At 58.4% G+C, this 17,731-nt stretch carries 14 protein-coding genes and 2 pseudogenes; 3 read left to right on the forward strand and 13 right to left on the reverse strand.

Annotated features, from left to right (window positions below; all coding sequences use genetic code 11):
* Positions 1–113: 113 nt before the first annotated feature.
* Complete coding sequence (locus QMO80_RS26845) at positions 114–605, forward strand: hypothetical protein (protein WP_283200917.1); 492 nt, start codon at positions 114–116, stop codon at positions 603–605.
* Between the two features lie 213 nt (positions 606–818).
* Positions 819–3,038, forward strand: coding sequence for a P-loop NTPase fold protein (locus QMO80_RS26850; RefSeq protein WP_283200918.1), 2,220 nt, complete (start codon positions 819–821; stop codon positions 3,036–3,038).
* Between the two features lie 149 nt (positions 3,039–3,187).
* Here the strand turns inward: QMO80_RS26850 and QMO80_RS26855 are convergent.
* The 3 genes and pseudogenes from QMO80_RS26855 to QMO80_RS26865 all read right to left on the reverse strand — a co-directional run.
* Positions 3,188–3,318 (reverse strand): annotated as a pseudogene (locus QMO80_RS26855) (ABC transporter ATP-binding protein); the annotation flags it as partial.
* Between the two features lie 48 nt (positions 3,319–3,366).
* Positions 3,367–4,093 (reverse strand): annotated as a pseudogene (locus tag QMO80_RS26860) (DUF2726 domain-containing protein).
* Between the two features lie 222 nt (positions 4,094–4,315).
* Entirely contained in the window at positions 4,316–5,287 is a 972-nt protein-coding gene (locus tag QMO80_RS26865; RefSeq protein WP_283200919.1) for a hypothetical protein, read from the reverse strand.
* Positions 5,288–5,818: 531 nt separating this feature from the next.
* On the opposite strand from QMO80_RS26865, the gene QMO80_RS26870 reads away from it, so the two are divergent.
* Positions 5,819–6,694 (forward strand): hypothetical protein, encoded by an 876-nt coding sequence (locus tag QMO80_RS26870; protein ID WP_283200920.1) that lies wholly within the window; start codon positions 5,819–5,821, stop codon positions 6,692–6,694.
* 165 nt (positions 6,695–6,859) lie between these two features.
* On the opposite strand, the gene QMO80_RS26875 is transcribed toward QMO80_RS26870, so the two are convergent.
* The 10 genes from QMO80_RS26875 to QMO80_RS26920 all read right to left on the reverse strand — a co-directional run bounded on the left by QMO80_RS26875 (position 6,860) and on the right by QMO80_RS26920 (position 17,566).
* The gene (locus QMO80_RS26875) at positions 6,860–7,672 is read right to left on the reverse strand and encodes an ABC transporter ATP-binding protein (RefSeq protein WP_283200921.1); all 813 of its coding nucleotides are present in this window, start codon (positions 7,670–7,672) and stop codon (positions 6,860–6,862) included.
* Positions 7,669–8,658 (reverse strand): ABC transporter ATP-binding protein, encoded by a 990-nt coding sequence (locus QMO80_RS26880; RefSeq protein WP_283200922.1) that lies wholly within the window; start codon positions 8,656–8,658, stop codon positions 7,669–7,671. The genes QMO80_RS26875 and QMO80_RS26880 overlap by 4 nt, the downstream gene beginning before the upstream one ends.
* A 1-nt stretch (position 8,659) precedes the next feature.
* Complete coding sequence (locus QMO80_RS26885) at positions 8,660–9,517, reverse strand: ABC transporter permease (RefSeq protein ID WP_049732975.1); 858 nt, start codon at positions 9,515–9,517, stop codon at positions 8,660–8,662.
* A 3-nt stretch (positions 9,518–9,520) separates the two neighbouring features.
* Positions 9,521–10,525: an ABC transporter permease gene (locus QMO80_RS26890; RefSeq protein ID WP_049732974.1), complete on the reverse strand. Its 1,005-nt coding sequence runs from the start codon at positions 10,523–10,525 to the stop codon at positions 9,521–9,523.
* Between the two features lie 119 nt (positions 10,526–10,644).
* On the reverse strand, positions 10,645–12,549 hold the full coding sequence (locus QMO80_RS26895) for an ABC transporter substrate-binding protein (protein WP_283200923.1): 1,905 nt from the start codon (positions 12,547–12,549) through the stop codon (positions 10,645–10,647).
* Between the two features lie 192 nt (positions 12,550–12,741).
* Positions 12,742–14,250, reverse strand: a complete 1,509-nt coding sequence (locus QMO80_RS26900; RefSeq protein WP_283200924.1) for an alpha-N-arabinofuranosidase — start codon at positions 14,248–14,250, stop codon at positions 12,742–12,744.
* A gap of 210 nt (positions 14,251–14,460) precedes the next feature.
* Positions 14,461–15,384 (reverse strand): transcriptional regulator, encoded by a 924-nt coding sequence (locus tag QMO80_RS26905; protein WP_283200925.1) that lies wholly within the window; start codon positions 15,382–15,384, stop codon positions 14,461–14,463.
* Positions 15,385–15,487: 103 nt separating this feature from the next.
* Positions 15,488–15,910, reverse strand: a complete 423-nt coding sequence (locus QMO80_RS26910) for a type II toxin-antitoxin system VapC family toxin (RefSeq protein WP_283200926.1) — start codon at positions 15,908–15,910, stop codon at positions 15,488–15,490.
* Positions 15,907–16,155 (reverse strand): plasmid stabilization protein, encoded by a 249-nt coding sequence (locus QMO80_RS26915; RefSeq protein ID WP_283200927.1) that lies wholly within the window; start codon positions 16,153–16,155, stop codon positions 15,907–15,909. Before QMO80_RS26915 ends, QMO80_RS26910 begins: the two co-directional genes overlap by 4 nt.
* A gap of 121 nt (positions 16,156–16,276) precedes the next feature.
* A complete protein-coding gene (locus QMO80_RS26920) occupies positions 16,277–17,566 on the reverse strand; it encodes a cytochrome-c peroxidase (RefSeq protein ID WP_283200928.1) in 1,290 nt (429 codons plus the stop codon).
* Positions 17,567–17,731: the final 165 nt, after the last annotated feature.

A 17,731-nucleotide genomic window follows, 5' to 3' on the forward strand; every position in this document is an offset into this window, starting at 1 on the left:
ACGCAGCTGACGTTCTAGCCCCACGCTGACTATGTGCAACTTTAACGGGCGTACAGGCGAATTGTTAATGCCCGGCTGTTAACACCGTCATCATCGCAATGACGGATTGAGACATGCTGCTAAAAACCGATTTTAAATCTCCGGGCGCAAAGCTTGATCGTATGACCCTTGGCGTGTTGGCGGGACTCGTTATCTTCGCGGTCGGACCATCGGCGCCTCTGGCGCAGGATGCAGCCATTGCGCCGATCAAGGCAAATGCCGAAACCGTCGGCGAACGCGTACAAGCCGTCGCCGAGACGCTGGTGCAGACGTTCGATTTCGGCGCGGATCTAAGCCCGAAAACTCTCATCAAGACATTGCCGGGCGACTGGGCGATGTTGTCGTCGGACTCTTCTCACGGGATGTCGCCAAGCAGCTTAAAGAAGTGGTGCGCGTTCAACGGCATCAATCTCAAGCAGCCCGATTCAAGCTATCCGATCTTTGACGGTCGGATGGGCCGGGAGGGCAGCTCCAGGCGATTTGAATTGCGTTTGTCCGTTGGGGCAGCCATGTATTGGATCTCCAATGTTCAGGCGAAGACGCCGCTAAGGAGCCTCAAGCGATAGCTCAAGGCGGGTTTGTTATGGGCCGGTTTTGCAGTAGACAGCGCTGGATTGAAAATGGCCTCCTATTGTGGAGCACGTTATATCGCGTGACAACTTCAGGGAGGGGAGCCGATAACCGAATTTCCGAGGAGGACTCTGCGATTGCGGCTAATGGCCGCGAGCGCGACAGCGTGGCTAGATGTCCATTGCTCACAGATGAGAAATAATAAGACAATGATGAATGTACTGGAGCCTGATTCGGATCGTGCTGTCGCAGCCGATGGGGTAGATGAATTTGGGTTCAAACCTCTGGCTGCCAAGTTGGCGCCGTCGTTGGTCGAGGCCACCGAAAGTGCAGGTATGGTAATCGGCATCGAGGGCCCATGGGGTTCGGGCAAAACCAGCCTTCTGAATTTCCTTAAAGGTGAACTCGATCGGAACAAGATTGAGAATCTCCACGTCATCGAGATTGCACCATGGCTGATAGGCGACAGTTCGAGTCTGGTGACAACACTGCTTGGTGCCATGGGCGAAAAGCTTGATGTTGCTGAACAGGCTAATCAGAAGCAAGCGTTCTTCAAAAGAAATAAGAAAAAAGCCTCTGGAATCGGGGAGATGCTCCGTATCTACAGCGCGAAAACCGGCCGCGTTTTATCGCCGCTGGCCAAATTTGCCGGGAACTTCTTGCCCGGCGCGGCGATTGCCGGAGACGCCCTCGATTTAGGATCCGACTATCTCGAAAAGCTCGGAAAAAACTGCACCGAGGCGGCTTTAAAGGCAGAGATCATTCAGCGGCTCGGCAAGATAGACGCGAAGTTTCTTGTCCTTGTCGATGACCTTGACCGGCTCGAACCCCGTCAGGCCGTCGAAATCGTTCGCCTTGTACGGTCTGTCGCGGACTTTCCGAAGGTCGCATATGCAATGTGTTATGACAGAGGGGTGCTGGCGCATGCGCTTCAGAATGGCCTCCAGGTCGCTGACGGGGACCTCTTCCTTCAGAAGGTGGTTCAGCTCACGTTTCAGATTCCCCTGCCTGAGCCCTTCGACCTGCGTATATCGCTGCGCGAGAAGCTTACTGAGATCTACGAAAAGGTTAGCCGCAAACCTCTGTCCACCGAGGAGGCTAACGATCTTCATCGCGCCGTCGACAGGGAAGGTGGCGCCTTGAAGACACCGCGAGATATCAAGTTGGTACTCAATGGCGTGCGATTCATGTTCCCAAGTATCCGCGACGACGTGTATTTCCCGGACGTCTGCCGGGTCAACCTATTGAAGATCCTCAATCCACGCCTCTATCGTTGGCTGGAGGTGTATCTTTCGTTGCAGTCGGTGGTCTTCACGGGGGACGCCCAGATAGAGGATGATGAGAAAGCGGATCTTGGGAAACAACTTGACGAGATGCTGCCGTCAAAGGCTACCTATTCGACACGCTCGATCTCAACACTTTCAAGCTATGTTTTGGGTGTTCAATGGGACGAAGAGCCAGCCAAGCGCGTCTTCAACACGGTAAGTGATCGGGAAGTAAAGGAGGCGAGTGACAAGAAACGTCTCGGCAGCCCTAATCACTATCGGTACTATTTCGCTCTGACCGGCCCCAAAACCGTCATGCCAGAGTCTGATTTCAGGCGCCTCCTGCGACTGGCGGAAACCGACCATTCTGGCTTGGTGCAACAGCTCTCGCAGTATATCTCAATGAAGCGACTGTTGGGCAAAAGCTGGCTGGAATACCTGCTGAATCGGCTGGATGAAGGGGAAATTCCTGCCTTGAACGCAGCCCAGACGCGTGGGCTGATATTGGGTCTTACCGAAGTGATGGACCAACTTGCCTACGATGAACATGCGCCACATTTCCTTGCCCTTTCTCCCCGACAGAAAGCCAAATTCGTCGTGGGCCGGTTGATCCGCCACCTGCGGAAGATCAAGCCCTCAGACATTCCTGAAACTCTCGATCGCCTGTTCAATGCTCCTTCCATCGGCTGGCTCGTCGGGGAGTTCATCCGGCAACAACTGTGGGACCTAGGTGAAGTGGGGGACCGAGCTCGGCCGGAGGAAGCGGTTTTAACGAAGGGGGAAGCCGAGAAGGCAATCAAGACTCTCGGCGAACGCTTATCGAAGCCGGAGATCCGTTCCGGATTGGGGAACCTGCCGGATCTTGGAAGCTTCATTTGGGGCTGGCGTGACCTCAACCTTGAAGGTGAGCCTCGGACGTGGGCTCGTGAATTCACCGAAGATGACGACAACCTACTCACGTACCTGCTCGGGATGCGAGGCTGGTCGATGAGCACCAAGATCACTTACCCACTCAGTCGAAAAACAGTTGAAGCGTTTCTGGATTGGGGTGAAACCATGGGACGGCTTGACGTCATCGAAGCCAGCACGACTGATCCGGTCAAGAAGGCCCGTGTCGAGGACGTCCGGGAGGCGCTTCGCAACGGTGAGGGAAAAAATTATTGACCCAGCCAACGTCATTGGGGACGTATGGTGCCGGCACAGTCGGAGAAAGCGGCCAAGTTGCTTCCGAATGGAAGCTACAACTAAAATCCGCTCATAGGCGGGCAGCAGTCAAACCGCGCTTCAAACAGATCTCCGCAATCTACTATGCCTCCCCGTTCCACGATCTCACCCTTGTGCGATATGATAGTGTTGTCGCTGACGTAATAGGCCGTCGCGAGACCATGTGTGATGTAGTTGATCGAAGGGCCGCGCTCGTTGTCGCGACGGCGAGGACGTTGACTTGTGTAGGCCTAGGCTCGGCCGTGCAGATATTTGTGACGAGGGCACGTTAGATGACATCGGGTTTGTCCACCAGCTTTTCGACCAATCGCCTAAGTTCTGACGGGGTCGTTTGGCCAGCCACACCTCGTGGTAGCCGACTCCGGCGCGTCGCAGCGCCTCCTTCTTTACAGCGTCGCGTGCGGCCGCGGCCCCTTGATGGTGTCCTCCGCCCTGGTACTCGATGACATGTCGCGGTTGGCAATTGCTGTCTACGAGCAGTAAGTCGACACGCTTGGAGTTGATGCAACGGTGGGCGTCAGCATCGGTGCTTCGGAGGATTTCCCCAAACGAAACCTGCGCCATCACCTGCCAGGAAGAATTGCAACCGATCACCATGCTGTCGAGCTCCCGAAACACTCGAGCTTCGCTCTTGTTCAGCAACGGCTGAATAATGAACTGCGAACGCATCACGATACGCATTTCGTCGGCGGCCTCGACTGGTCTCAATGACTCCGGAGCCGGCATCTGACGCCAAGGTCCCAATAGGATGCGCTCATTGCTGCGCCTTTCCTCGGAGCGTGACCTGTTTCTCTCCTGCCACGCCTGTTTTCTCATCGCGGCTAAGAGCTGCTCGACGGCCATGCCATGGCGAAGCCGAAAAACAGTGCTACGATCAGCAGTTCTGGCTTATTATCGAAGTCCGCAACAGTTATCTCGCCCGACGCGCCTACTGCGGTAGCTCCGATGATTAGCCAGGACGCCGCGAGCAGCATCGACCTTTGGCGATAGTGCATGCCCCTCTCCAGATTTCCCGCTGGGATAGTAGAGCGCGTGGAACATGCGCGAAAGTCACTCAAATGAATTAGGTACCTCAGGCGAGCGCGGCGGACGGTCGGAGAAGAGAACGACAGATTCTGCTGGAGAGCTATATTTGAGGCCATCGAAAATCGTGCTGTCACTGTTTGGCGACAGCTTGCCCAAGGTACTGAACTTCAAGAAACAGGCCGAACTGAGAGTTACTGACTCACGCGAGTTATGGAAGCTGGCAACTTGATCCCGACGTTAAAGTCAGGAGGTGATCCGCAGCCGTTGCTCCTCGCTACCCCATTCCGCAGATGTATGCCGATGACTGTGAATGTTGGTGGCGATGTCGGTGATGCCGGCCGATGAATTGCAATAATTGGTGCACCACTCATCCCAGGAAATGTAGGCGCCCGGTGATAAAGGCACTCCCTTATGTCCGCGCCCTTAGGCAGGCCAGTGTCCACCTCACCCGCCGGCCAAAGCTGAGCTGAGTTGGCCCGCGAGAACCGCACTGCTTGGCGCCAGTTGTCAATTGAGCTCCCAACAATGAGTTGCCGGGCAACGATACTTAAAGCGATTACGATAACGGCCTGATGGGGTGCAGCATCGCGTGAAAAATCCTTGGCGTCCCAATGTCCCGGTAGTTTCGGATCGCGTATCTTCAAGCGAACATAGTCATCGAAATCCGAGATGTCATCTGAGGAGGGTGCCTCATCCAAAAGACCCACAACCTTGATGCGTCGATCAGGGTAGCCAATCAAGCGAAATTCGCTGTACTTTGCCTGTCGGGCGCAATGGGCAGCGGTTAACAAAATGTCCCGAGAAATACGGAAAGCTGCACAAAATGGGGTGGCCGTATCATCGGTAAAAAGTGTCCCTAAACTGCCGCTGATGAAATCCTTGGTAGGTTGGCGCAGGTCCTCCCACGGTGAGAAACAATCCGCGTCGTAAGACAGATATTCTTTGCGGTGCTTCGAGAAATGTATCTCCAAGGAACGGGTAAGCCGCGTCTCGCCATTTACATCCGTCTCTATAAAATCGTCATTTTCATCGAGGGGTAGATCATTGAATGCTTCGACACAACGAGGGTGGTATGGACCTGCCGATTGAGCTTGAGCAGCGTTCTGCAAACCTCCAAAGAAGCCGCCAAACGTCAGCGCTATAGCAGATAATTCCTTCAACATTGTCCTGCGGGAGCCCCGGGATACTTCGGCGATTCGAACGTCGGCTTTGTGTAGTTTCCGCATCCCCCGCCCAGGATCGGTGCCTTTGCACCGGGGGGGCCGACCGGGTTGGTCACTGGTTCAGCTGTATACCTGGGAGGCTCAACATACGCATTCTGGGGAGGCTCGTAGCTCTCAACGCCGCGTTGTCCTGAAGAATTTGGGGCGCCGGAATATACTGGTGCCTGATACGGAGAATAAGTTGGAATCCTAGGAGGAGGTGTATAATAAACGCTTGGCCTTTGAGGTGTGTTTTGGTCGTTTATGGCTGTTCCGAGGGCCGACAGGTACATTGAAGTGGTCTGCGCATCGCAGCCGCCAAGCAAGACGCAAGAAATAGCAAGAACATGTCGCATGGGGACACCTCCCAACGGGTCGACGTAAATTTATTATACATCAGTTTGGCCGGTTGTAAATTGACTTAATGGCTACTTGCATTTTCAAGTAGTATGTCTCTTAATTGATTAGTGAATTTTGCCGGTGGGTGCTGAGATGAAAGACGATTACTTCATTGTGCAAAGGCGAAATCTACTCAAGTTGTCATCCTTGGTATTGGCGTCTGCGTATTTCGAGGGGGCGCCGGCGATTGCAAAGGAATCTTCGCTTCGAAAGTTCGAGGCAGTTCTTTACGAGATAGCGAGTTCAAACCGCCTGATCGAAGACAACCGCGGATATCGTGAGTATGCAGAACTTCCTATAAGCGGGTTAGAGCAGGTACCGTTAGATGCAGAGCCTTCCGACACCAGGATCTCCGATCGAGCGTCTATGATGATTGTGGCTTTTGAGGTGTCCAGCGCATCCGTCTACAAAGAGCGTTATAGGCACCCTGTCTGGCCTAAGGGAGCATCTGGAGTCACTTTCGGCATTGGCTACGATATTGGATATGCTTCAAAAGAGGCGTTTGTTCGCGATTGGCGCAAATATCTGGACGCTTCTGCGCTTGAATCTTTGGCAGAGGCTTGTGGCGTGACTGGAGACGAGGCGAAAGGTATCGTGGGACAGTTCGCAGACGTGACAGTTCCATGGCAAGTAGCGAAGACGCAGTATCTTGAGACAATGCAACCGCGTTACGTAGGAATCACAGAAAGAGCCCTTCCAAATTTCAAGATGCTAAGTCAGGATTGCCGCGGAGCTCTCGTTTCCCTCGTGTATAATCGAGGAGCATCATTTTCGATCTCAGAACGCAGAGATAAAAAATCTCGGTTTCGTGAGATGCGAAACATTCGACAGGCAATGTCTGAAAAAGCGTTCAATCGAATTCCAGGTGAGATTCGAGCTATGAAGCGGTTGTGGGATCCGGAGGCTCTGCCGGGCCTTCACAAGAGGCGGGACGCGGAAGCTCTTTTATTTGAGATCGGCCTTGGATAGCCACGCGCAGAGTTACGCAGATTGACGTGCGTCGGCCTCAAATGACAGAGCTTGACGTTCTGCTCTCATGAAGACAACCAATTTTCCGGCCATCTCAACCATTCGGATAGGTTGCGCCGTTGCATACTTTGTCGGTGATAGACCCTTGCGCTCACCCCACCCCACTCACCCGACCTCACCAAACTCCGCCGCCAGCACCGCATCCTTCAGCGCCCGCGAATATTCATGCTGCGGATCGTCCAACACCGTCCGCGCCCGCCCGCGTTCGACGATCTCGCCCTTGCGCATGATGATGATGTTGTCGCTGACGTAATAGGCGGTGGCCAGATCATGGGTGATGTAGATGATCGAAAGGCCGAGTTCGTTTTTCAGTCGGCCGAAGAGGTTGACGATCGCCATGCGCAGCGAGGCGTCGACCATCGAGACCGGCTCGTCGGCGACCAGCAGGCGGGGTTGCGGGATCAGCGCGCGGGCAATGGCGACGCGCTGCAACTGGCCGCCGGAGAGTTCGTGAGGGAACCGGCCTTTCACCTCTTCCAAGGTCAGGCCGACGTGATGGAGCGCGGCATCGGCCATCCGCTCCGCTTCTTTCCGGTCTATCCGTTTTCCCGGGCCCGACAGATTGCGGGCCGTCTCGAACAGGTAACGGTCGACCCGCTTCAGCGGATTGAAGGCTTCGAACGGGTTCTGCAGAACCGGCTGAACCTCCTTCATGAAGGCCTTGCGTTCGGATCGGCTATGGATGGACACGGCTTGGCCGGAGAATTCCAGCTGCCCTTCCGTCGGTTCGGTCTGCCCGAGGATCATCGCGGCGATCGTCGATTTGCCAGAGCCGGATTCGCCGACGATCGACAGGATCTCCGGCTCCGCGCCGACTTCGAAGCTGACATCCTTGACCGCGGTGATCAGGCGCCGGCCGAGCATGCCGCCCTGGCGATAGACTTTCGTGACATGCGAGAGGTGAAGCAGAGCGGTCAAAGCTGATCTCCCGTAACGGCAAAACAGGCCACACGGCGCTCCGGCTCGACGGTGACGAGCGGCGGCACCTTCTGCGAGCAGATGTCCATCCGCTTCGGACAGCGCGGGTGAAAGCGGCAGCCTTCGGGCGGCATGGCGAGGTTGGGCGGGCGCCCCTCCAGCGACGGACGGGTCGTCGCATCGCCGATCTTCGGCAGGCTGCCGACCAGATGCTGCGTATAGGGGTGGAGCGGCTTGCTGAAGAGTTTGGCGGTCGGCGCCTCCTCGACGAGGCGGCCGGCATAGACGATGCCGATGCGGTCGGAGACCGTGGCGTGAACGCCCATATCATGGGTCACGAACAGGAAGGACGAGCCCATCTCGCGCTGGATTTCGCGGATCATCGACAGCACGTCGCGCTGAACGATCACGTCGAGCGCCGTCGTCGGCTCGTCGGCGATGATGAACTCCGGCGTCAGGATGGTGGCAAGCGCAATGGTCATGCGCTGGCGCATGCCGCCGGAGAGTTCATGCGGATAGGCGTCGAGCAGATGCGGATCGAGCTTTAGCCGCTGCAGATGGGCGGCGACCTTTTCGAAGAAGACCGATTTGCTGACCTTCATGTGGCGGAAAGCGAAATCGGTGAAGGAATGGCGGATCCGGCGCACCGGATTGAGCACGTTCATCGAGCCCTGCATGATATAGGAGAGATGCTTCCAGCGCAGCGCCATGCGCTCTTCCGGCTTCATCGCGTAAATATCCTGGGTGCCGCCGGCGAAATGGAATTTCACGCTCCCCGACACGACCCGGAGCGGCGGCCGGATGGCGCCGGCGATGGTTTTGATCAGGGTCGTCTTGCCGCTGCTCGATTCACCGGCGACGCCATAGACCTCGCCGCGGCCGATCGTCAGGCTGATATCGTCGACGGCGCGCACTTCGCGATCGACGCCAAAAAGGAAGGCGCGGTAATAGGCTTTCAGATTCTCGATTTCGACCAAAGGGTCCATGCTAACTTCCCATCCGGTTCAGCCGGCTGCGCGGATCATTGTATTCGTTCATCGACATCGACAGCAGGAAGAGCGCCAGGAAGAGGATGACGATGACGGCGACGGGGGCGGCTACCCACCACCATATTCCCGATATCAGCGCCGAATGCGCATTGGCCCAGTAGATCATCATGCCCATGGTCGGCGTCTCGATGTCGGTGAACCCCAGCACCGAAAGGGTGATCTCCATGCCGATCGACCAGATCATGTTGTTCATCGTGGTGGCGAAGACGATCGGCAGCACATAGGGTAAGTGCTCCTCGACCAGGATCTTGCGCATGCTCATGCCGGAATAGACGCTCTGGGTGGTAAACGGCCTGGTCTTCAGGCCGATCGCCACCGAGCGGATCAGGCGCGCATCATAGGACCAGCCCAGCGAGGCCATGATGACGATCAGCACCGTCCAGGTCATGCTGTCCTTCAGCACGAAATAGAAAAGGATCAGCAGCGGAAACTGCGGGATGACCATGACGCTGTCGTTGATCGCCATCAGCACCCGGTCGACCGCGCCGCCGGCATAACCGGCGACCAGGCCGACGACCAGCGAGATGATGCGCGAGAGAAAAGCGACGCCGATGCCGAAATACAAGGTATTCCGCAGCGCTGTCGTCAGCTGCCAGAAAACGTCCTGGCCGCGCGATGTCGTGCCGAGCCAGTAATCGCCGTCGGGCGGCATGTCGGGCGGCAGCAGATAGATATCCGTCGGCGCGTAGGGCGAGAAATAGGACAGGATGATGAACCCGACGATGACGGCAAAGAGCAGCAGGCCGCAGAGGAATTCGAGGTTCTGGCGTGCGAGGTCGCGGACGATGGTAAACATGGCCTATTCCACCTTGATGCGCGGGTCGATCAGCGGGCTCAGAATGTCGATGATGAAGACAGCGGCGGCGACGCCGACGATCGACAAGGCGCTGAGGCCGAGCACCAGGCTGTAATCGCCGGCATGCACCGCCGAAATCAGCAGGTTGCCGATGCCGGGATAGCCGAAGACGATTTCGGTGATGACGGTGCCGTTGAAGATCGCCCCCAGCGACATGGCAAGCCCGGTGAATTGCGGCACCATGGCATTGCGGGCGATATAGGAGCGGAGAATTTTCCGCTTCGGCACGCCGCCGAGCTCGGCAAAGACGACGTAGTCGTCGGTGATGATGTTGGACACCAGCGCCCGCATGCCGATCAGCCAGCTGCCGGCACCCACAAGGATCAGCGACAGGGCCGGCAGGATCGAGTGTTCGAGAATATCGAGCACCAGCGCGAAGGAGAGATCCAGATTGGCGTTCATCTCATAGCCGCCATTGATCGGCAGCACCGGCCAGAGATAGCCGAAGACGATGAGCAGCACGAAGGCCAGGATATAGTAGGGAATGGGAAGCAGGGCGATGCAGACGAGGCTGACCGCCTTCAGCACCATGTTCTTGCGGTAATAGCCGGCGAGCGCGCCGAGCGCGTTTCCGAGTACGAAGGTGATCAGCGTGGAGACCGTCATCAGCCCGATCGTCCACGGCAGGGACCGCAGAATGATGGTGGAAACGGGCGTCGGGAAGGCAGACAGCGAGGGGCCGAGATCGCCGGTCGCAAGCCGCAGCCAGAAATGCACATATTGCTGCCAGATCGAGCCCTCCATGCCGTAAAGCTCGCGCAGCGACTGGCGCATCAGTTCGATCGCATTCGGATCGGACTGCCCCATCTGGGTGATGGCGCCTATGCTTTCTTCGACCGGATCGATCGGGGTCAGGTGGGTGACGAAGAAGGTGATGCTCACGCCAAGAAAGACGACGAGCAGAAACTGACCGAACCGCTTCAGCACAAAGATCAGATAGGGCGTCATAAGGCAGTGGTTCCTCTCTGGTTTCCTTCAGCGCCGGGAAGGGATCGAAGGAAAGGATCGGCGGGCAGAGCCCGCCGATAAGGGGCCGGCGCGTGGCTAAAGCGCCGGCGTTGGGAGGATTATTTCGGTTGAGCCGGCTTCAGCTTGACCATCATCAGCCGGGAATTCGCCCAGTTCGGCACGGGATCCGTATAGGGGTCCTTGATCGTCGGATAGCCGGTCCAATAGGTCGTATCCATCGAGGTGAAGACGTTATAGGACATCAGCGGGATCGACGGCATTTCGCGGGCGACGAGCTTCAGATAATCCTTGCCGAGCTCGATGCCCTTGGGATCGTCGGCGCTGATGCCGCGGATGCTCTCGATGATCTTGTCGAGCTCCGGATTGGACCAGCGCTGCCAGTTGCGCGGCGGCTGATTATCACCCTTCTTCGCCACGAACTGCGAGTGCCAGCTGTCGAGGAAGAAGGAGAGGTCGGGATCGCCGCCCCAGGTTTCGACGCTCCAGGCGATCGCCACCTGGAAATCGCCGGGCTGCAGCGCCACCTGCCACAGTTTCTCGGTGGGCACCGCCTTGGCGTCGATGCCGAAGGCGGCCCATTGCTGCGCAATCAGCGTGCCGGCACGGGTGAAGACGGAGCGCGTGTCGCCTTCGACAGTCATCCGGACCCGGAACGGCTGGCCATCAGGCGTCATCCACTTGCCGCCGGATTTCTTGAAGCCTGCTTTCTCAAGAAGCTCGGCAGCCGCTTTCGGATCCGGTTTCCACCAGCCATAGCCGAAGGCGTCGCTGATCGCCTGCGGGTCGGTCGGAATCTGGTCCTTGAATTTCGGCTGCTTGCGCAGGAGATCGGCGATCTGCTGGCCGACCGTCGGGTCATAGGGCTTGATCTTGCGTTTGCCGGTATCGATCTCGAAATCCTTGAGCCAATCCTGCATCGGCGCCTGATAGTCTTTCATGGCGCTCGCCGTCGGCGGCACGCCGAGCGCAGACAGCGTCGCCGCCCCGCGGTAGCTCGCCATGTCGACGGCCTTGATGTCGATCAAGAGGGCCAGCGCCCAGCGCACGTCGGCCTTGTCGAACGGCGCATCCTGGGTGTTGAAGATCAGGGCGGGCAGCGTCGGATCCGGATGGGCGAAGGGGAAGCCCGGGAACCAGGTGTCGATGGTCTTCGACTTCTCCTTGAGGGTGAACATGCCCTCCGGCGTGTTGTCATGAATGATATCGAGATTATGCTCGAGCTGGGCGATCGTCCGCTTATCCGGCGGGCCCGGATCGGTATAGGTGACATATTTCGGAGCCGGCTCGCCGAAGCGGGCAAGCGAGGTCCGCTGCCAGTCGTCGCGCTTCTCCCAGGTATACCATTTGCCCTGCGGGTCATAGGCCTTCAGCTTATAGGCGCCGAGCGAGACCGGGTTGGCGAAGTCATAGCGAAGCGGATCCTCCACCTTTTCGAACACATGCTTCGGCATGATCCAGGCGCCGTTCCAGCGCACGGTGAAGATGGCGTGGAAGCGCGAATTCGGCTTCTTCAGCTTGAACACCACGGTCTGGGGATCGGTCGCCTCGACGCTTGCCACCTGCACCGAGAAGGCAGCGCTCCAGATCATGCCGGGATGATCCATCTGCGTCTTGACGGTATAGACCACGTCGTCGGCCGTGAACTCGACGCCGTCGCTCCAGAAGAGCCCCTTGCGCAGTTTCACGGTCATCTCGGTGAAGTCGGCATTATATTGCGGCTTGTCGGCGGCGAGCGAATTGTCCCAGGCCGCGCCGCCAAGCCCCTGTTCGGGGTCGATATACCAGAGCGTATCCATGGTCAGCTGCTGCAGACCGGTGGAAACCCCGCCGCCGCCATTGACCCAGATGTTGAACCAGCCGGGATTTTTGATCGTCCCTTCCGGATTTTCGACGATAAGCGTCTCCTTGCGCGGCAAGGAGGTATAGTCATCGGCCTTGGCCGCCGCCGTCAGGCCGAGTGCGGCCAGCGCGACGCCAAATGCGAGCCTCTTCCACTGTTGCATGAACTCCTCCCTAGAAAGCGACGATACGGCGGCCGCAAAGGCACGCATGGGCACGTCGCGGTTGTCGGTTTGCAAAGGCTGGAGACGTCAGGTCCAGGGCTCCAGCGAACCATCCCTCCGGCTCGCCTGCCTCCTCGCAGTCGAGCCGAATCTCTTAAGCCGGGGCCAATCGGCCTTACCCGGCGGCGGCTGTCACACCGACAGCCGAATGACGTTGTAGGACAGCGGCTTCAGCGCCGCCCGCAACCTGCTATCCTCGATCTTGGCGCTGTCGACATTGACCGGCGCGACCGTGTCCTGCCGCTGAGCCGTGTTGACGGCTTCGAGATCGCTGTGGGTCATTTCCACCTGCTCGATCACCCGGGCGGATCCAAAACCTTCCAGGCGCACATCGAGATCGAGCGCCGTGTTCGGGTGGCGGTTGACGGCAAAGAAGGTCAGCGTCTTGCCATCCTCGGAATGGACCGCCGAGACGTCGAGATAGGGAACGTCGTTCTCCTCGTCGCTGTCATAGGTCGGGCCATCGACGACCAGCTGCAGTGCTGCGCCGCGGCCATAGCGGGAGGCGTAATAGAAGGGATAATAAATCGTCTGGCGCCAGGCGGCCCCGCCATCGTCGGTCATAATAGGGGCAATGACGTTGACGAGCTGGGCGATGCAGGCGATGCGCACCCGGTCGGAACGGCGGATGAAGGTGTTCAGGATGCCGCCGACCTGCAGCACGTCCTCGAAATTATAGACGTCCTCGAGCAGATGCGGCGCATCCGGCCACTCGTCGCGCGCCAGGATCTCCTTGTCCTGCTGGTTGGAATGGTACCAGACGTTCCATTCGTCGAAGGAAATGCCGATCGTCTTCTTCGAGCGCTTTTTCGCCTTGATGTAGTCGATCACGCCGCCGATCGTGGTGATGTAGCGGTCGAGCTTCGTCGCCCGGGCGAGATAGTTCAGCGTATTCTTCTCGCGGTTGGCAAAATACATATGCAGCGAAATATGGTCGGCGCTGTCATAACACTGCTCGAGGACCTGAGCCTCCCAATCGGGATAGGTCTTCATATCGGAATTGGACGAGCCGCAGACCACGAGTTCCAGCGACTTGTCGAAGCCGCGCATAGCCTTGGCCGTCTCGTCCGCCAGCCGGCCATATTCATAGGCCGATTTGTGGCCGACCTGCCAGGGTCCGTCCATCTCATTGCCGAGGCACCACAATTTGACATCGTGCGGATCGGCCCAGCCGTGCTTGCGGCGCAGATCGGAGTAATAGGTGCCGCCGGGATGATTGCAATATTCGAGGAAATTGCGGGCGGCATCCAGGCCGCGCGATCCGAGATTGACGGCGAGCATCGGCTTGGTATTGGCCTTATTGCACCAGTCGACGAATTCGTTGACGCCGATCTGATTGGCTTCGCGGGTGCGCCAGGCAAGGTCGAGACGAACAGGCCGCTCCGAACGCGGGCCGACGCCATCTTCCCAATTATAGGCCGAGACGAAGTTGCCGCCGGGATAGCGGCAATAGGGCGTGTCGAGATCACGGACGAGATCGAGCACGTCGCGGCGGAAGCCGTCCTCATCGGCTGTCGGATGTCCGGGCTCGTAGATGCCGCCGTAGATCGCTCTGCCGAGATGCTCGAGAAACGAGCTGTAGAGCCTGGCGTCAATGGTCGCGATGCGGAAATCGCGGTGGGCAACGACATTCGTCTTCAACGGATCCTCCCGTTTATGTATCAGGAATTTTGTTTTCTTGCCTCTAACTTGATATCAGGAATGTCGTTCTGTCAACCAACTCGCATCTTTTATCATACTAATCTGAATTTCAGAAAAAATCGTTGTATTACAATATTTTGTCTCGATTTTGCGGCCTTAAAATCCGGAAGGCAGCGCCATTTTCAAATCAGAATTTCCGATATTGATTACTCACACATGCAGCCGCATGATGATATCGCGCCCGTGATTTCCGAAGCCGCGGCCGAAAATATTGACGCCGCCGGTATGGCCGGCATTTTCGGCGATGCCGACCCGCAGCCGGATGGAGGAGTGCTGGCCGAGCGCCAGGTCGCCGAGCGTGACATTCGACGCAGCGAGGCCGTCGATGAAGGTGCCGCGCGTCGAGATGCGCCACGTCTTCATCATCCCATATTGCGAGCCTTCGAGCTTCCACCAGGCGGGCGTGAAGGCGCCGCGTTTATCGCCATAGTCGCCTGGAGAGGTCCAGGTGCCGATCGCCATACCGTTGACCCACAGCGTGATATCCGAAGGCCAGTCCGGATTGGTGCCCGGGACTTCCGACGATAGCTCCAAGGAGAATTCGATGGCGCGGATATCCTTGTTTAACACCTTGGCATTGTTGGGGAATTTATACTCGACATAGCCCCTTCCAAACCAGACGAGCCCGGCCTGCATACGCTGCGGATCAAGGAAATAATCGGGCACGTCGAGCGGGCCGATGACGCTTTCGCTGGAGCAGAGGCCGCATGGCGCATGCACGTCGCAGCTGGTGTACAAGCCCACCGGCATCTCGACTTCGATGATATTATTGGCCCGCTGGGCGGCACTTTCCTCGAAGCTGATCAGGATTTCGCTATAGACCGCCGAGCAGATCTTCTGGTTCCCCTTCCGCGCCTTCGCCAGCCGGGATTCGACGAGCCCGGCCTCTTCCAGGATCTGGATGCCGGTCGCGACAGTCGATTGCGGCAGAGAAAGTGCCTGGGCGATATCGTTGATATTCATCGGCCCTTTGGCGCAGAGCAGCTTGAGCATCTCGACCCGCGCCGGCGCCGAAAGCGCCCGGATCGCCTCGTTATTCTCGCCGGCGGCGATCGTCAAAAACGAACGTTCCATCGTTTCCCCACAATTCCCGATGGGATGATGTATATCGGAAATTATGATACGGCAAGTGGGGACGCTGCAGCGGACGGTGACAATGTGTTCTAAGCGGCGGGGTTTAGCGGTTTTCCCACGGATTGATGATTTGCAAGCCAATTCCCTCGAAATCGGAGACGTTGCGCGTTGCGAGCGAAGCGCCGCGCGAGATGGCGATGGCTGCGATCTGCGCATCGAACTGGCTGATCGGCCTGCCAGCCTTACGGCGATCGGTGGCAATGATGGCGTAGACGTCTGCCGCGTCACGGTCGAATTGCAGGACGCGGCCGCTCATGTCCTCGTTGAATATTGGCAGGATTGCCGTTTCAAGATCACTCCGGCGCCGACCGTGAGGAAGGAGGCGCAAGCCATATAAAATTTCTGCTTCGGTAATTGCGGTCGTGAATACCGATGATGCGGGTTGTACACCCAGCCATTTGCTCACAGCCGCATTCGGTGCGGGTGTGAGCAGTTCCGAAATAACGTTGGTATCGAGAATGATCACGCGTCAAAGTCCGGCGCGTTCCGGATCGGCTGCCGGGGCGGAATTTCGAGCTCAACTCCTCCCACCGATTGCAAGCGGGCGCGAATAGAATCGGCGAGATTGCGCGCTGCCGGCTCGGTCATCGCAAGCGCCGTACGCAGAATATCGCGTGCTTCGTCTTCCATTGAACGGCCATGCGTCGCGGCGCGCACGCGCAGCCGCTGCTTCAATCCCTCATCGAGATTGCGGATCGTCATGCTGGCCATCGTTGCCTCCATCCATCAATGACAGCATATAAATCATTGATTGCATGTTCTCAAGCAACGGTCACGAGATGCGGTTCCGTCATCAAGCTGTCGCCCAAAGCAAGGGCGGTTCGCCGGCCGGTCAATGCCCGCTTGCCTCGGGCTGCAGATCGGCATCCGTCAGCGTCCCCAGGAAGGCAACGATGTCGTCGATCTCGGGGTCGGTGAGCGCCGGCGCGTCCCCCGGCTTCCGGCCGAAGGGCGGGTCCTGGTTGAGGTTGGCCCAATAGGCTTGCGGCAGGTCGTCATACCTGCGCACCGAGCCGTCGGCATTCCTGGGATACCAGAGGCCGGGATCGCTGTCGCGGGTCGCATAGAAGAAGACGACGTCGCGCAGCGTGTGGAAATAGCCGTTGTGGAAGAAGCTCTTCTTCAGTGCGACATTGCGCAGCGTCGGCGTGCGGAACAGGCCGCAATATTCGCTGTGTCCGGCAAGGTCGGTACGCTCTGGGCCGCAGAGGCCGAGATCGTGATAGTTGGGGTCGCTGTTGGCCGGGATCGCCATGTTGCGGGGGGCGGCAAGGCTGAGGAAGCCGAAGTCGGAAAATTGCGGCGGCTCGCCGTCATTGGCGGGTTCGCTCAAGTGGCAGCTCGAACAGTTGCCCTTTGCGGGATCCTCGAACAGCTGGCGGCCGCGCAATTCCTGCGCGGTCAGCGTCGCCTTGCCGGCGAGAAAGGCGTCGTAGCGGCTGGAATAGGGATAGAAGTCCGGGCCGCTCTGCTCGAAGGTGGCGAGCGCCTCGGCGGCGGCGTCGAAGGTGTCTTCGGGATTGTCGAACACCGTCTCGCCGAAGGCCGCCTTGATGGCGTCGGCATAGGGCGCCTTGCGCAGCTTGGCCGCGACCTCGGCCGCATCCTTGTTGCCCATTTCGAAGGGCGAGAGCAGCGGGATCTTCGCCTGGTCGCCGCCGTGATCGACCCGGCCGTCCCAGGTCAGGCCGCCGGTCGGGCCGTTGTCGACGCTTTCGTCGCCCTCGTCCTCGGAATCGTAATAATGCTCGCTGAAGGACGGCACCGCCTGCAGATAGCGCAGCGTCGGCACGGCGCGCAGGCCCGGCTGGCGCATATCCTTGCCGCCCGTCTCGACCGGCTTGGCCGAGGCCGGGCCGAAGGCGTGAGCGGGATCATGGCAGGAGGCGCAGGCCTGCAGCCCCGAGGCCGAGAGTGAGGGGTCTGAGAATATCTTGCGGCCGAGGGTGGTCAGCGTTTCGGCCCGGGCGAAGGCCTCGGCCCTCGACATCGGCCCGGGATGCACGCCGAGGGCGACCGCCGCGCTGCTTTGCCGCAGCGGCAGAATGGCAAGACAGAGGGCCGCGGCACTGATGCCGACCGCCAGACCGGAGCGCATGAGCCCGAATGTCTTTGTCGTCATGGTAAGGATTCCAATAGCTTAACCCCGGTTTTCACCATGATCGAACCTCGCTGCAACAAATTGATGACGGAGCTTCTCCTGCGGCCTCAAGGCAAGCCCGACGTCACAAAGTTGATAGATGGCGGGAATAGCGTCAGTGCGCCCGCGAGCGTTTCCCGCTCCCTC

The sequence above is a fragment of the Rhizobium sp. BT03 genome (assembly GCF_030053155.1).
Classification (GTDB): domain Bacteria; phylum Pseudomonadota; class Alphaproteobacteria; order Rhizobiales; family Rhizobiaceae; genus Rhizobium.

Excerpts from the sequence above, each read along its gene's own strand:
- QMO80_RS26880 (WP_283200922.1), bottom strand. The coding sequence starts at position 8,658 with ATGGACCCTTTGGTCGAAATCGAGAATCTGAAAGCCTATTACCGCGCC.
- QMO80_RS26850 (WP_283200918.1), top strand. The coding sequence starts at position 819 with ATGATGAATGTACTGGAGCCTGATTCGGATCGTGCTGTCGCAGCCGAT.
- QMO80_RS26870 (WP_283200920.1), top strand. The coding sequence starts at position 5,819 with ATGAAAGACGATTACTTCATTGTGCAAAGGCGAAATCTACTCAAGTTG.
- QMO80_RS26895 (WP_283200923.1), bottom strand. The coding sequence starts at position 12,549 with ATGCAACAGTGGAAGAGGCTCGCATTTGGCGTCGCGCTGGCCGCACTC.
- QMO80_RS26865 (WP_283200919.1), bottom strand. The coding sequence starts at position 5,287 with ATGTTGAAGGAATTATCTGCTATAGCGCTGACGTTTGGCGGCTTCTTT.
- QMO80_RS26915 (WP_283200927.1), bottom strand. The coding sequence starts at position 16,155 with ATGGCCAGCATGACGATCCGCAATCTCGATGAGGGATTGAAGCAGCGG.
- QMO80_RS26890 (WP_049732974.1), bottom strand. The coding sequence starts at position 10,525 with ATGACGCCCTATCTGATCTTTGTGCTGAAGCGGTTCGGTCAGTTTCTG.
- QMO80_RS26885 (WP_049732975.1), bottom strand. The coding sequence starts at position 9,517 with ATGTTTACCATCGTCCGCGACCTCGCACGCCAGAACCTCGAATTCCTC.
- QMO80_RS26845 (WP_283200917.1), top strand. The coding sequence starts at position 114 with ATGCTGCTAAAAACCGATTTTAAATCTCCGGGCGCAAAGCTTGATCGT.
- QMO80_RS26920 (WP_283200928.1), bottom strand. The coding sequence starts at position 17,566 with ATGACGACAAAGACATTCGGGCTCATGCGCTCCGGTCTGGCGGTCGGC.
- QMO80_RS26905 (WP_283200925.1), bottom strand. The coding sequence starts at position 15,384 with ATGGAACGTTCGTTTTTGACGATCGCCGCCGGCGAGAATAACGAGGCG.